Here is a 12,343-nt window from a genome sequence, read left to right as displayed (position 1 = left end):
CGTCATGTCTAGGCTGCAGGAAATATACAAGAGCAAGGTCGCCCCGGAACTGATGAAGGATTTCGGGTACTCCTCTCCGATGGAGATTCCGAAAATCCACAGCATCAGCCTGAACATCGGTCTTGGAGAGGCGTCTCAGAACAACAAACTGATCGAAGACGCAGTTTTGGAATTGACTCAGATCGCCGGGCAGAAATCCGTCATCACCAGGGCAAAAAAATCCATCGCGGCCTACAAGCTGCGTGAAGGAATGCCTGTCGGCTGTCGCGTCACTCTGCGTCGGGAGCGCATGTGGGACTTTTTGGACAAATTGGTGTCCTTCTCCCTCCCTCGCGTTCGAGACTTTCGCGGCATTCCGGATCGCGGGTTCGATGGTCGAGGCAATTTTACCATGGGGATCAAGGAACATACTATATTTCCCGAGATCAACATGGATCGCGTCGACCGGGTCAAGGGCATGAACATCACCATCGTGACCACTGCTTCCACCGACAAGGAAGGCAAGGCCCTTCTACAGTTGTTGGGCATGCCATTTAAAAAATAACGCAAGGAGGATGCTTTGGCTCGTACCGCTCTTAAAATCAAGGCCGCAAGAAAACCAAAATTTTCGACACGCGCTTATAATCGCTGCCCTTTGTGTGGCCGGTCTCGTGCATTTTTACGGCATTTTGGTATTTGTCGCATCTGCTTTCGCAATATGTCCCTGGCAGGAGAACTGCCCGGGGTAAGAAAATCCAGTTGGTAAACGAGGTCTGCCCATGTTGCTTAATGATCCCATAGCGGACATGCTCACGCGAATTCGGAACGCCCAAAAGGCCCTGCACAAAGATGTCCAGTTTCCCGCTTCGCGGATGACGGAGTCCATTGCCGCTATCCTCAAGGATTACGGCTTTGTTTCAGATGTAGCACGAGAAGATAGCAATATTCGTGTCGTTCTTAAGTATCTCTCTTCAAAGGGAGCTATTTCCGGATCTCGTCGACTGAGCAAGCCCGGTCTTCGGATTTACGTCGGAGCGAAAGAGATACCCGCCGTTCAAAACGGTCTCGGCATCGCCATTCTTTCCACGCCCAAGGGCGTCTTGGAGGGGCGATCCGCCAGATCCGAAAATGTCGGTGGCGAACTGCTCTGTGAAGTTTGGTAAGGAGAAGCGATAATGTCACGCATTGGTAAAAATCCGGTCCCAGTGCCCAAGGGCGTAGAGGTTCGTGTCCACAAGGACGTGATCGAGATCAAAGGGCCCAAGGGTGAGCTAAAAACTCCGACCCACGCCAAAATCTCGTATGAGTTAAAAGACGATGCCGTGCATCTGTCTAGGGTTGATGATTCTCGGACCGCTCGTGAGCAGTTCGGTTTGCGTCGGACCCTCCTGGCGAATTCCGTCCAAGGAGTGACCGAAGGTTTTCAGAAAGTTCTCGAGGTTATCGGCGTCGGTTATAAAGTCGCTGTTGATGGTCCAAAAATCACCCTGAACGTCGGTTTTTCACATCCTGTCGAGTACAATCTGCCGCAAGGCATGTCCGCCAAAGTCGAGGGAAACAAACTGACCTTGCAGGGAATCGACAAAGAGAAGGTCGGCGAAGTAGCCGCGCAAATTCGTCGTTTCCGTCCGCCTGAGCCATTCAAAGGCAAGGGGATCAAATATACGGATGAAGTGATTCGGCGGAAGGCCGGCAAAACAGGTAAAAAGTAGGATTAGTCCATGAAATACACTAAGAATCAAGCAAGAGTCCGTCGTAGGCATCGGATTCGAAAGAAAATTAGTGGTAATGCCGTGCGACCTCGCTTGGTGGTCTTTCGATCCAATGCATACATCTATGCACAATTGATCGATGACGACAACGGTCATACCCTTGCTTCTTCTTCGTCCTTGAATCTGTCAAAGGACGGCGGCGTGAACGGCTTCACCCGTGACTCGGCTATGCAGGTCGGGAAAGACTTGGCGAACAAGGCCAAGGAAAAGGATATCCGCCAAGTCGTATTTGATCGCGGTGGGTACATATATCACGGGAAGATCAAGGCTCTTGCCGATGGCGCTCGCGAGGGCGGACTTCAATTCTAATGGGGACCTTCATGGAACAGACGCAATTAGGGTTCATAGAGAAAATTGTATATCTGAATCGCGTGGCCAAAGTAGTCAAAGGTGGCCGCCGATTTAGTTTTAGTGCTCTTGTCGTCGTCGGCAACGGCAAGGATTCCGTTGGATACGGCCTTGGTAAGGCCAACGAGGTCCCTGAAGCGATCCGCAAAGCCACGGAACGAGCACGAAAGACCATGCAAAAAATCAATCTGGTCGACGGAACGGTCCCGTACAAGGTTGAAGGACAGTACGGAGCCGGTCATGTTGTTTTGAAGCCAGCGTCAAAGGGAACGGGAATCATTGCCGGTGGACCTGTGCGAGCCGTGATGGAAGCTGTCGGCGTAAGCGATATTTTGACGAAGGCCATTGGAACCAATAATCCGCATAACGTGCTGAAGGCAACCGTCCAGGGTCTCGTTTCCCTACGTTCAGCTGAACAGGTAAGCGAACTCCGCGGGCAGAACGTCAGTCTTGGCCGCTAGCTCGATCTTTGAGCAACGCTGCCTTTATTTTCAAGCATGTCAAGGCGCGTTGGTTGCTAACGCGCATACTCTGGAAGGACAATATGCAATTACATGATCTCTATCCGTTTTACGAGGAGCGCAAAAACAGAAAGCGTGTTGGACGAGGGTCCGGCAGCGGCTGGGGATGCACTTCCGGCAAGGGTAACAAGGGACAAAAATCCCGTAGCGGAGGGACCAAGGCCCCCGGTTTTGAAGGCGGCCAGATGCCTCTTCAGCGACGACTTCCCAAGGGCGGATTCAAAAATCCTTTTCGAACGGAATACGCTGTTGTCAATTTGGATCGGTTGCTGGAATTCTTTCCGCAAGCCGACCAAATTTCACTGGAAGCCATTTATGCTGCGGGATTCGGTAAACGCGGACTGCCGATCAAGGTTCTGGCGAGAGGGGATATCTCCATTGCCGTTCGGGTAGAGGCGCATCGATTCAGCAAACAGGCCATCGACAAGATTTCCAAAGCTGGTGGCCAAGCCGTTGCTATTGAAGGCGAACAGCGTGCAGCAAACAACCAGTAAATCCGGTGGTCTCGCGGAATTAAAACGCAAGATCCTGTTTACGTTTATGCTCTTGGCGACTTGCCGGATCGGAGTTCATATCCCTGTCCCCGGGGTCGATTCCAGTGCAATGGCTGATTTTTTCGCCAGCATGCAGGGAACACTGTTTGGGATGTTCGACATGTTCGCCGGTGGCGGCCTGAGCAATCTTTCCATTTTCGCTTTGGGCATCATGCCCTATATCTCCGCATCGATCATCATTCAGTTGTTGACCGTTGTCAGTCCGGAGTTGAAGCGTCTCAAGGAAGAAGGCGCCTCAGGACGAAAGAAAATTACGCAGTATACTCGGTATGGAACGGTAATGATCGCTGCGGTTCAAGGCCTGGGCATCGCCATCGGGATCGAGAACATGACCAGCCCAGGGGGGGCCGCTGTGGTCATGGACCCAGGCTGGGCTTTCCGCCTGACCACGATCATCACCATGGTGTCTGGTACCGTCCTGTTGATGTGGATTGGTGAGCAGATCACCGAATACGGTATCGGAAACGGCATTTCATTGATCATTTTCGCAGGTATTGTCGCCCAATTGCCTGGTGCCATAATCAATACTTTTCGGTTAATGAGCGCTGGGCAGATTTCCTTGTTCGTAGCCCTACTCCTGGCTTTGCTTGTCGCCGGCGTCTTGATTTTCATCGTCTTCATGGAACGAGGGCAGCGCAGAATACCCATCCAGTACGCTAAACGGATGCTTGGACGGAAAATGTACGGAGGGCAGACAACGCACTTGCCGTTGAAGATTAATACCGCTGGAGTCATCCCCCCGATCTTCGCGTCTTCCATGTTGATGTTTCCAGCGACTTTGGCTTCATTTTCCCAATCCGAGATTTTGAACAGAGTCTCCATGATGTTCGATCCGGCGACGATTCTTTACAACACAGTATTTGTCGCGTTGATAATTTTCTTTTGTTACTTTTATATGGCTATTATTTTTGATCCCAAGGATATCGCCGAAAATATTCGTAAGCAGGGCGGCTTCATTCCTGGTATTCGTCCCGGTTTGAAAACACGTGAATACATTGACACCGTTCTCAGTCGGATTACCCTCTGGGGGTCGCTGTACATTTCCGCCATCTGCGTGTTGCCGATGTTGCTTATTTCACAGTTCAATGTACCTTTTTATTTTGGCGGAACCGGCGTGTTGATCACTGTGGTCGTCGCCATGGACACCATGAGCAAGGTTGATTCGTATCTCATTACTCATCAGTATGAAGGACTGATGCAAAAAACACGGATCAAAGGCAGGCGGTAGGTGTGAAGAAGTACCTTGGCATCTATTTGAAGAATGAGAAAGAGATCAATATCCTCCGCGAGGCGAATCGGATCGTTTCCATTATTCTGGATGTACTACAAGAAAGCGTAAGGCCAGGCATAAAAACCATTGATCTTGAGGAAATTGCCCTGACATGGTGCTCTCGGTTTAATGTTAAGCCGGCGTTCAAGGGATATCGGGGTTTCCCTTACGCACTTTGCTGCTCGATCAATGAACAAGTCGTTCACGGTTTTCCCTCTGATCGGACACTTCAGGAAGGCGACATCGTCAGTATCGACTTTGGAGTCATCTACCAAGGCTTTTATGGAGACTCGGCTCGGACGTTTCCCGTGGGTTCGATTTCAGACAGTACCCAGAAGTTACTTGACATTACTCGTGGCGCTCTGGATATCGGAATTAAGTCGGCCGTCCTTGGGAACCAGCTCTATGACATATCCCGAGCTATTCAACACTATGTCGAAGAAAAAGGCTGTTCCGTGGTCAAGCGATTCGTTGGACACGGCATTGGCCGAAGCCTCCACGAAAAGCCAGAGATTCCAAATTTCATTCCGCAGCGATATTCCAATATACCGCTAAAGACCGGCATGGTTTTGGCAATCGAGCCGATGGTCACGGCAGGCAAGGACGAGGTTGAGATTCTTTCCGATCGATGGACGGCTGTGACCAAGGACAACAGCCTCGCGGCGCATTTTGAGCATACCATAGCCTTGACTTCAAATGGTCCTGAGATATTGAGCAGGAGTTATGCTGAATATGGCCAAGGAAGAGGCCATTGAAGTAGATGGCACGTAATTTTGGCTTTGCCGAGCGCCATGTTTCGCGAGTCTGTTCAACAGAGATGACGGTTTGGTCTAATTATCCGGAATTTAAAAATTTTTCACGTTCATCTTTTTTCCTGGAGTCAATGTTCAGGTGGAAAAGTCTCCGTACGATCTCAAACGAGGTCGAATCACTATTTGATTGAATTAACCGTTGGAGTACCAAATGAAAGTCAAGCCGTCCGTGAAGAAAGTTTGCGACAAGTGTCAAATCATTCGCCGCAATGGAATTTTACGGGTTATTTGCGAAAACCCCCGTCACAAGCAACGTCAAGGATAATGGAGGAGAACCGTGGCACGAATCGCTGGGGTTGATTTGCCCAAGAACAAACGAATGGATATCGCTCTGACCTACATCTACGGGATTGGTCGGACAACTGCTTTAAAGGTACTGGATGCGACGAGCATTGCGTGGACGAAGAAGACCGATGATTTAAGCGCGGACGAGATCAACGACATTCGTAAGGAAATTGAATCCACCTATAAAGTAGAGGGTGACCTACGACGTGACGTGACCAGCAACATCAAGCGCCTGATGGACATTGGCTGCTACAGAGGGTTGCGGCATCGAAAGGGATTGCCTGTGCGCGGCCAGAGCACTCACGCCAATGCGAGAACCCGTAAGGGTCCACGACGCTCCATCGTTGGAAAGCGAAAAAAGTAGCCGACTGGACAAAGGGCTGTTGACCAATATTTAATCAAGAACTCATTAGGGACAGGAGCAATTAAAGATATGGCAAGACCTGCTCGTAAAGCCGGCAAACGGAAAGAGAAAAAAAACATTCCAGTGGGAGTCGCTCACATCCAGGCCACCTTTAACAACACCATCATTTCCTTTACCGATCAGAAGGGAAACGTAGTTAGTTGGGCCAGTTCCGGAATGTCCGGCTTCAAAGGATCGCGGAAAAGCACCCCTTTTGCTGCTCAACTCGCCGCCGAAACCGCAGCTCGCAAGGCGCAGGAACAAGGCATGCGAACCGTAGGCGTACTGGTCAAGGGGCCGGGCTCCGGCCGCGAAGCAGCCATGCGGGCCATTAACAAGGTCGGCTTTCAGGTAACCTATATCCGTGACATCACGCCGATTCCGCACAATGGTTGCCGTCCGCCCAAACGCAGAAGGGTCTAATTAAGGAGAGGGGAGGTAGGAGATTTTGGCCAGATATACTGATGCAAAATGCCGATTGTGCCGCCGGGAAGGCGCAAAGCTTTTTTTGAAAGGTGATCGCTGTTTCACCGACAAATGTGCCTACGAGCGACGTTCATATGCACCCGGGGAACACGGTCGTGCACGGAAAAAGTTCAGCGACTATGCCTTGCAATTGCGAGAAAAGCAGAAATTACGTCGCACTTTCGGAGTACTTGAGCGACCGTTCCGGAATTATTTTTCCAGGGCCGACAAGCAACGGGGCGTAACCGGAACCAATTTATTGGTATTGCTGGAAACACGCCTGGACAACGTCGTTTACCGCATGGGATATGCAAATTCTCGCGATCAGGCCCGACAGTTAATCCGCCATGGTCATTTTACCTTGAACGGCCATAAGGTGAATATACCCTCTTTGCGCTTGCGCATTGGTGACGAGATCGTGGTCAAGGAGTCGAGTCGCAAGATTCCCGTTATTCAGGAAGCCCAGCAGGTGATCGCCCGTCGCGGAACCCCCGCTTGGTTGGAAGTCGACGGTCCTCAGACTAGAGGCAAACTCGTCGCCGTTCCGACTCGCGAAGATATATCTTTTCAGATCAACGAACAGCTCATCGTAGAGTTGTATTCAAAATAATCTTTGCAGGTGCATAGAATGTTCATTCGTAAAGGCGACAAGCTCCTCAACACCCGAAATTGGACGGAGTTGGTCAAGCCCGACCAGCTTGTCAAGGACAAGCGCTCTACCAATACCTACGGCAAGTTTATCTGTGAGCCGTTAGAACGTGGGTTTGGGACAACAATTGGCAACGCCCTGCGTCGCGTCCTGCTGTCGTCTATGCAGGGGGCGGCCATCGTCGCCGTGCGCATCGAGGGCGTCCAGCACGAGTTTTCGACTATTCCTGGCGTTCTTGAGGATATCACGGATATCGTGCTTAACTTGAAGCAGGTTCGCTTGGCCATGACCACCGATGAGCCACAACGACTTCAGCTCACGGCAAACTCTAAAGGAGTGGTCACTGCTTCCGCTATTCAGGAAAATCAACGGGTCAAGGTCTACAATACCGAACAACTCATCGCTACTTTGACTGACGACGTTGATTTTCGCTTGGAGCTTGAAGTCCGTATGGGCAAGGGGTATCTTCCAGCGGAAATGCATGAAGGCCTGGACGAGGAAATTGGATTGATCGCGTTGGACGCGAACTTTTCTCCTATCCTTAAGGCCGCGTATTCCGTGGAGCAGGCGCGAGTTGGTCAGATGACCAATTATGACAAGCTGGTCATGGAAGTTTGGACAGACGGGTCAGTACGTCCAGATGATGCTTTCGCCTATTCCGCCAAGATACTTAAAGACCAGCTCTCCGTGTTCATCGCATTCGATGACAGCGACGACGAACAAGGAGCGGCGGACGCCACGGACCAAAGTATTGATCCCGTTTTGTTCAAGTCCATTGAGGATCTTGAGCTTTCCGTAAGGGCGACCAATTGCTTGAAGAGCGCTGGAATAGCTATTTTTGGCGAACTTGTTCAAAAGACGGAAAACGAAATTTTGGAAACGCGGAACTTCGGTCGGAAGTCACTTGAGGAAATTCGGCGCGTTGTCAATAAAATGGGCTTTGATTTTGGGACCGATGTGCCTAATTTCGAAGAGAAATATCAGGAATGGTTGAAGAAGGAAGAAACTCATGAGACACAGGAAGAGCGGTAGAAAGTTCAACCGGACACCGGCCCACCGAAAAGCCATGTTTCGGAACATGGCCAGCGCGCTGATCCAGCATGGCCGTATTCAAACCACTGAAGCCAAGGCCAAGGAACTTCGTGGTGTGGTTGAAAAACTCGTGACCAAGGCAAAGCGCAATGATTTGCATTCCAGGCGGCTGGTGTACAAGGTCTTGGGGGACCATGGGCTTGTTAAACGACTGTTTGACGAGATTGCTCCCTTGTATCAGGATGTCCCTGGTGGATACACACGCGTATTGAAGCTTGGGTCACCACGACCGGGAGACTGTGCTCCTTTGGCTTTCATTGAGTTTACGAAGCATGATGGCGTGAGTGGACAAACTGAGATAGGGAATTCTCCGACAACATCCGTTGCGCAAAGCACGGTTCCACAGAATCCCGCGACCGAAGAAGCCTCTTCGGCCCCTCGAGAAAAGTCCACTGAGTGAACCATTGATGCATGTGATAAAGGCAGAGCTCTTGCTCTGCCTTTTTTTTAACTTGTTCGATAGCTAAAATCTATTGCTTGGATCGTATATATGGATATGCGTCAACTGAGAGCCTTTGCCAAGGTATATGAGCGAAAAAGCTTTTCTCGGGCCGCGGAAGACCTTGCTTTGTCTCAACCCACCATCAGCGCCCATGTGGCCTCATTGGAACAATCCATCCAAGTCTCATTGTTTGATCGCCTCGGGCGCGGCATTTTACCGACTCAGGCCGCGGACATTCTCTACGGGCATTGCGCTTCCATCTTTACATCCCTGGATCGGGCCGAGTCTGAAATTCGTTTGCTGTCCAACGACGTGTCCGGAGAGTTGAAACTGGGGGGAAGCACAATTCCCACGAACTACCTTTTTCCGGAATTGCTCAGCCGTTTTTCACGAAAATATCCCAATGTCCGCATCTCTCTGGTCGAAGGCGATTCCTTGAACATTCTTGACTTGATTTCCCGGGGAGAGCTATGTGTCGGTGTGGTAGGAGCCAGGGACGAATCTTCTGAGCTGGAGTTTCAGACCTTGGTGGACGACTCGCTTGTGGTCTTGGCTGCGCCTAATTTTTTGTCCGGACGCCGCACACCGTTCAGCATGGAATCCATTGCCAAGATGCCTTGGGTGGTGCGCCAACCTGGATCAGGAACGCGACTTGCCGTGGAGCAGGCCTTGGAAAAAGCAGGATGTTCGCCCAAGGAACTGAACGTGGTCAGCGTCGTGGACGGCACGGAAGCCCTGTTGCGTTTCGTGCGTTGCGGCATGGGAATTACCGTCAGCTCCCGGCTGGCCGCTCGGGAGTACCTTCAGCGCGGAGAATTGACCGCCGTCAGCATTCCGGAACTCCGCTTCGAGCGCAGTTTTTTCGTTGTCCATCACCCCTTGCGTCACCAGTTTCCCGTCGTACGGTATTTTTTGAAATTCGTCATCGAAGCAGCCGAGACATTTGAGCAGCCCGAGGCGATTCAGCATCAGGTCGAAGAGGAAGTGTTCGACTTGGTGCGTCGCTCCGTTGGCCACTCTGATTCCTTCCATCACCAACGAGGTTGAGGTTATGATCAATCTGGATGACTGTGCTCTGGTCCGCGGTGTCAGTGCCGCCGGTTGAGCCTCCAAAATATCTCCAGGGGACCTGGAGAGCGTTTTAAAGGATCTCGTCATTCACCCGGACGAGCGCCTGCTTTCCGGAACAGCGCATGCCGAGGACGCGGCGATACTCCGGTTCCCGCCGAACATGGCCCTGGTTCAGACCGTGGATTTCTTCACCCCCATCGTCAACAATCCCTATTGGTTCGGGCAAATCGCCGCCGCCAACTCGCTCTCGGACGTTTATGCCATGGGGGGAACTCCATGGTGCGCCATGAACATCGTCTGTTTTCCAATCAAAACCCTTTCCAAGGATATTCTCAAGGAAATTCTGCGCGGCGGATTGGACAAGATCCAAGAGGCCGGAGCGGTGCTGGCCGGAGGTCACAGCGTCGAAGATCAGGAGATCAAATACGGCTTGGCGGTCACCGGCGTCGTCGCTCCGGAAGGTTATGCGACCAATGGTGGCCTGCGTCCCGGTGATCGGCTGATTCTGACCAAGCCGTTGGGCTCAGGCGTCTTGGCCACGGGGTTGAAGGCCGAGTTGCCCGGCGCGGAAGAGCTGGAAAAGCTTCTGTATCACTGGGCCGGGCGGCTGAACCGGGTTGGCGGGGAAGTCATCGCCAAGCTAGGATTGAAGGGTGCCACGGATGTGACCGGATTCGGCTTGGGCGGGCATCTGCTGGAGATGGCCAATGCCTCGGACGTACGGATTGTCCTGGACGCCGAAAGCGTTCCGGTCCTGGACCGAGCCTTGGAATTGATCGCCATGGGCATGCTTCCCGCTGGCAGTTTCGCCAACAAGAAGCACTGCGCCAAGCAGGTGGAGATCAAGCCCGGCGTGGACACGCTGCGCACGGACATGATTTTTGACGCCCAGACTTCCGGCGGTCTGGTGCTGGGAGTTGCCGAGAAGCAGGTGGCCGAGGCCCAAAGGCTGCTTCAAGAGGGAGGGGAGATGTGCGAGGTCATCGGGCGGGCCGTTTCGCATCACCCTGGAGCTCCCCGGCTGGAGATCAAGTAGCTGTCGGCTCCTGGAGAAACGAATCACATGTCGATCGTTTCTGCCGGTTTGGCGGGATGCATATCCGCAGGCACCCCGCGACAGTCCTTGCAACGACCGAACAGGAACACCTCGTGATCCTCCAACTCAAACCCTTCCGGGACCAAGCGATGAAGGTCGGTGGGACATTCGTGGACTTCAAAGACCCGGGAACAAACGCGGCACTGGAAAAAATGATGGTGTGAGCGATGCGCGTCCTCGTATCTGGGGATTTCTCCTGGAATGCCGATTTGTAAAATCGCGCACTGTTCCAACATATCTCGAACGGTTCGATAGACCGTGGCGATTCCCAAGCCTGGCGAATAGCGTAAGGCTTCCCGGTGAATCTCGGGGATGGTCAGCGGTCCCATGGCCTTGCCAAGGACCGATTGAATAGCTTGTCGTTGTTGTGTTTTTCGTTTCATTTCCGGCTTTTATGCGGTCGCTTTCGCTCGGGGCGTTTTTTTTTCGAGGCCACCCTCTCTCCTCTTTTCCCCTTACCATTTGCCAAGAAGGTTATCAATTGACTCTCAACAACGCCATTTGCTTGCCATCATCCGTGATGATACCGCAAAATCAATATCATCGAAAGGCTGAGGACGAGAGGCGTGCCGCATCGGGTAAGGTAACCAGGAGGATATGAATATGCAAAATTGGGATTTGAGGCTTGGGATTGCTCTGTTCGTGGTGTTGTTCATGACGCTGAGCGCGGCATCCGTCCGAGCACAGCCGTTTGAGGTATTCGTGAGCATCGCGCCGCAAAAGTACTTCGTGGAGCGCATCGGCGACCAACTCGTAAATGTGTCCGTCATGGTCCCGCCGGGCGTCAGCCCGCATGTCTACGAGCCGAAACCGGACCAGATGCGGACCTTGGCCCAGGCCAAGATATATTTTGCCTTGGGGGTGGAATTCGAGAAAAACCTTTTGTCCAAGATAGCAGCACTTCATCCTGAACTGCGGATCGTCCACACGGATGCGGGCATCGAGAAACTCCCCATGATCCCCCACCATCATGACCATGGGCACGATCATGGAAAGAATCACGATCACGGACACGAACATGCTCAAGGAAAGAGTCACGACCATGATCATGGGCATGACCACGAGCATGACCACGAGCATGACCACCACCATCACGGCGGACTGGACACCCACGTCTGGCTTTCGCCGGATTTGGTCCGCATCCAGGCACGGCACATCCTCGAGGCCTTGACGGCCCTCGACGGCGTGCATGCACCGGTATATGAAGCCAACTTCAAGGCATTCATGGCCGACCTGGACGCCCTGGATGCGGACATCCGCCAAACCTTGGCCGGAAAGCAAGGGACGGCGTTCATGGTCTTTCATCCCGCCTGGGGCTACTTTGCTCGGCATTACGGGCTTGAGCAGATCCCGGTGGAACTGGAGGGCAAGGAACCCAAGGCCCAGGACTTGCAACATCTGATTCAGCGGGCCAAGGTAGATGGGATTCGCGTTGTTTTCGTCTCCCCGCAGTTTTCCACCCGCGGCGCAGAAACCATCGCCTCGGCCATCAATGGCCGGACCATCGCAATCAACCCGTTGGCAGAAAACTGGATGGAGAACATGCGCGACGTGGCCAGAACATTCAAGCAAGCGATGCAGTAA

At 52.4% G+C, this 12,343-nt stretch carries 19 protein-coding genes; 18 read left to right on the top strand and 1 reads right to left on the bottom strand.

What is annotated here, in order from left to right:
- Positions 1–4: 4 nt before the first annotated feature.
- The 17 genes from rplE (at position 5) to selD (ending at position 10,699) form a co-directional block, all read left to right on the top strand.
- A complete protein-coding gene (gene rplE, locus C6366_RS06905) occupies positions 5–544 on the top strand; it encodes a 50S ribosomal protein L5 (RefSeq protein WP_107736599.1) in 540 nt (179 codons plus the stop codon).
- A gap of 15 nt (positions 545–559) precedes the next feature.
- On the top strand, positions 560–745 hold the full coding sequence (locus C6366_RS06900) for a type Z 30S ribosomal protein S14 (RefSeq protein ID WP_084031769.1): 186 nt from the start codon (positions 560–562) through the stop codon (positions 743–745).
- A 16-nt stretch (positions 746–761) separates the two neighbouring features.
- Positions 762–1,142 carry a 30S ribosomal protein S8 gene (rpsH, locus tag C6366_RS06895; RefSeq protein ID WP_107736628.1) on the top strand — a complete coding sequence of 127 codons (381 nt, stop codon included), beginning with the start codon at positions 762–764 and terminating at the stop codon, positions 1,140–1,142.
- A gap of 12 nt (positions 1,143–1,154) precedes the next feature.
- A complete protein-coding gene (rplF, locus tag C6366_RS06890) occupies positions 1,155–1,691 on the top strand; it encodes a 50S ribosomal protein L6 (RefSeq protein ID WP_107736598.1) in 537 nt (178 codons plus the stop codon).
- Between the two features lie 9 nt (positions 1,692–1,700).
- Positions 1,701–2,060 (top strand): 50S ribosomal protein L18, encoded by a 360-nt coding sequence (gene rplR / locus C6366_RS06885; RefSeq protein WP_107736597.1) that lies wholly within the window; start codon positions 1,701–1,703, stop codon positions 2,058–2,060.
- An 11-nt stretch (positions 2,061–2,071) separates the two neighbouring features.
- On the top strand, positions 2,072–2,560 hold the full coding sequence (rpsE, locus tag C6366_RS06880) for a 30S ribosomal protein S5 (protein ID WP_107736627.1): 489 nt from the start codon (positions 2,072–2,074) through the stop codon (positions 2,558–2,560).
- A gap of 83 nt (positions 2,561–2,643) precedes the next feature.
- On the top strand, positions 2,644–3,114 hold the full coding sequence (gene rplO, locus C6366_RS06875) for a 50S ribosomal protein L15 (RefSeq protein WP_107736596.1): 471 nt from the start codon (positions 2,644–2,646) through the stop codon (positions 3,112–3,114).
- The gene (gene secY / locus C6366_RS06870; RefSeq protein ID WP_107736595.1) at positions 3,095–4,402 is read left to right on the top strand and encodes a preprotein translocase subunit SecY; all 1,308 of its coding nucleotides are present in this window, start codon (positions 3,095–3,097) and stop codon (positions 4,400–4,402) included. Before rplO ends, secY begins: the two co-directional genes overlap by 20 nt.
- 2 nt (positions 4,403–4,404) lie before the next feature.
- Complete coding sequence (gene map / locus C6366_RS06865) at positions 4,405–5,199, top strand: type I methionyl aminopeptidase (protein ID WP_107736594.1); 795 nt, start codon at positions 4,405–4,407, stop codon at positions 5,197–5,199.
- 208 nt (positions 5,200–5,407) lie between these two features.
- Complete coding sequence (gene rpmJ / locus C6366_RS06855; protein ID WP_084031770.1) at positions 5,408–5,521, top strand: 50S ribosomal protein L36; 114 nt, start codon at positions 5,408–5,410, stop codon at positions 5,519–5,521.
- Between the two features lie 12 nt (positions 5,522–5,533).
- Positions 5,534–5,905, top strand: coding sequence for a 30S ribosomal protein S13 (gene rpsM, locus C6366_RS06850; protein ID WP_107736593.1), 372 nt, complete (start codon positions 5,534–5,536; stop codon positions 5,903–5,905).
- Between the two features lie 69 nt (positions 5,906–5,974).
- A complete protein-coding gene (rpsK, locus tag C6366_RS06845; protein ID WP_107736592.1) occupies positions 5,975–6,367 on the top strand; it encodes a 30S ribosomal protein S11 in 393 nt (130 codons plus the stop codon).
- Positions 6,368–6,392: 25 nt separating this feature from the next.
- Entirely contained in the window at positions 6,393–7,019 is a 627-nt protein-coding gene (gene rpsD / locus C6366_RS06840; protein ID WP_107736591.1) for a 30S ribosomal protein S4, read from the top strand.
- An 18-nt stretch (positions 7,020–7,037) separates the two neighbouring features.
- Positions 7,038–8,090 carry a DNA-directed RNA polymerase subunit alpha gene (locus C6366_RS06835; RefSeq protein WP_107736590.1) on the top strand — a complete coding sequence of 351 codons (1,053 nt, stop codon included), beginning with the start codon at positions 7,038–7,040 and terminating at the stop codon, positions 8,088–8,090.
- On the top strand, positions 8,068–8,550 hold the full coding sequence (gene rplQ, locus C6366_RS06830) for a 50S ribosomal protein L17 (protein ID WP_107736589.1): 483 nt from the start codon (positions 8,068–8,070) through the stop codon (positions 8,548–8,550). Before C6366_RS06835 ends, rplQ begins: the two co-directional genes overlap by 23 nt.
- A 90-nt stretch (positions 8,551–8,640) precedes the next feature.
- Positions 8,641–9,639: a selenium metabolism-associated LysR family transcriptional regulator gene (locus tag C6366_RS06825; RefSeq protein ID WP_107736588.1), complete on the top strand. Its 999-nt coding sequence runs from the start codon at positions 8,641–8,643 to the stop codon at positions 9,637–9,639.
- A 4-nt stretch (positions 9,640–9,643) separates the two neighbouring features.
- A complete protein-coding gene (gene selD / locus C6366_RS06820) occupies positions 9,644–10,699 on the top strand; it encodes a selenide, water dikinase SelD (RefSeq protein WP_107736587.1) in 1,056 nt (351 codons plus the stop codon).
- A 23-nt stretch (positions 10,700–10,722) separates the two neighbouring features.
- Here selD and C6366_RS06815 read toward each other — a convergent pair whose 3' ends face one another.
- Positions 10,723–11,142 carry a Fur family transcriptional regulator gene (locus C6366_RS06815; RefSeq protein ID WP_107736586.1) on the bottom strand — a complete coding sequence of 140 codons (420 nt, stop codon included), beginning with the start codon at positions 11,140–11,142 and terminating at the stop codon, positions 10,723–10,725.
- A gap of 220 nt (positions 11,143–11,362) precedes the next feature.
- Between C6366_RS06815 and C6366_RS06810 the strand changes: the two genes are divergently transcribed.
- Positions 11,363–12,343 carry a metal ABC transporter solute-binding protein, Zn/Mn family gene (locus C6366_RS06810; protein WP_304481806.1) on the top strand — a complete coding sequence of 327 codons (981 nt, stop codon included), beginning with the start codon at positions 11,363–11,365 and terminating at the stop codon, positions 12,341–12,343.

It is taken from the genome of Desulfonatronum sp. SC1, assembly GCF_003046795.1.
Taxonomy (GTDB): Bacteria; Desulfobacterota; Desulfovibrionia; order Desulfovibrionales; family Desulfonatronaceae; genus Desulfonatronum.
Note: the sequence above shows the minus strand (reverse complement) of the source record. Positions and strands in the feature narration are given on the sequence as shown.

What these genes read in the sequence shown, in the direction of transcription:
- rpsK (WP_107736592.1), top strand. Translation starts at nt 5,975, where the DNA reads ATGGCAAGACCTGCTCGTAAAGCCGGCAAACGGAAAGAGAAAAAAAAC.
- rplF (WP_107736598.1), top strand. Translation starts at nt 1,155, where the DNA reads ATGTCACGCATTGGTAAAAATCCGGTCCCAGTGCCCAAGGGCGTAGAG.
- rplQ (WP_107736589.1), top strand. Translation starts at nt 8,068, where the DNA reads ATGAGACACAGGAAGAGCGGTAGAAAGTTCAACCGGACACCGGCCCAC.
- rpmJ (WP_084031770.1), top strand. Translation starts at nt 5,408, where the DNA reads ATGAAAGTCAAGCCGTCCGTGAAGAAAGTTTGCGACAAGTGTCAAATC.
- rplO (WP_107736596.1), top strand. Translation starts at nt 2,644, where the DNA reads ATGCAATTACATGATCTCTATCCGTTTTACGAGGAGCGCAAAAACAGA.
- rplE (WP_107736599.1), top strand. Translation starts at nt 5, where the DNA reads ATGTCTAGGCTGCAGGAAATATACAAGAGCAAGGTCGCCCCGGAACTG.
- rpsE (WP_107736627.1), top strand. Translation starts at nt 2,072, where the DNA reads ATGGAACAGACGCAATTAGGGTTCATAGAGAAAATTGTATATCTGAAT.
- C6366_RS06815 (WP_107736586.1), bottom strand. Translation starts at nt 11,142, where the DNA reads ATGAAACGAAAAACACAACAACGACAAGCTATTCAATCGGTCCTTGGC.
- C6366_RS06835 (WP_107736590.1), top strand. Translation starts at nt 7,038, where the DNA reads ATGTTCATTCGTAAAGGCGACAAGCTCCTCAACACCCGAAATTGGACG.
- C6366_RS06825 (WP_107736588.1), top strand. Translation starts at nt 8,641, where the DNA reads ATGGATATGCGTCAACTGAGAGCCTTTGCCAAGGTATATGAGCGAAAA.
- C6366_RS06810 (WP_304481806.1), top strand. Translation starts at nt 11,363, where the DNA reads ATGCAAAATTGGGATTTGAGGCTTGGGATTGCTCTGTTCGTGGTGTTG.
- rplR (WP_107736597.1), top strand. Translation starts at nt 1,701, where the DNA reads ATGAAATACACTAAGAATCAAGCAAGAGTCCGTCGTAGGCATCGGATT.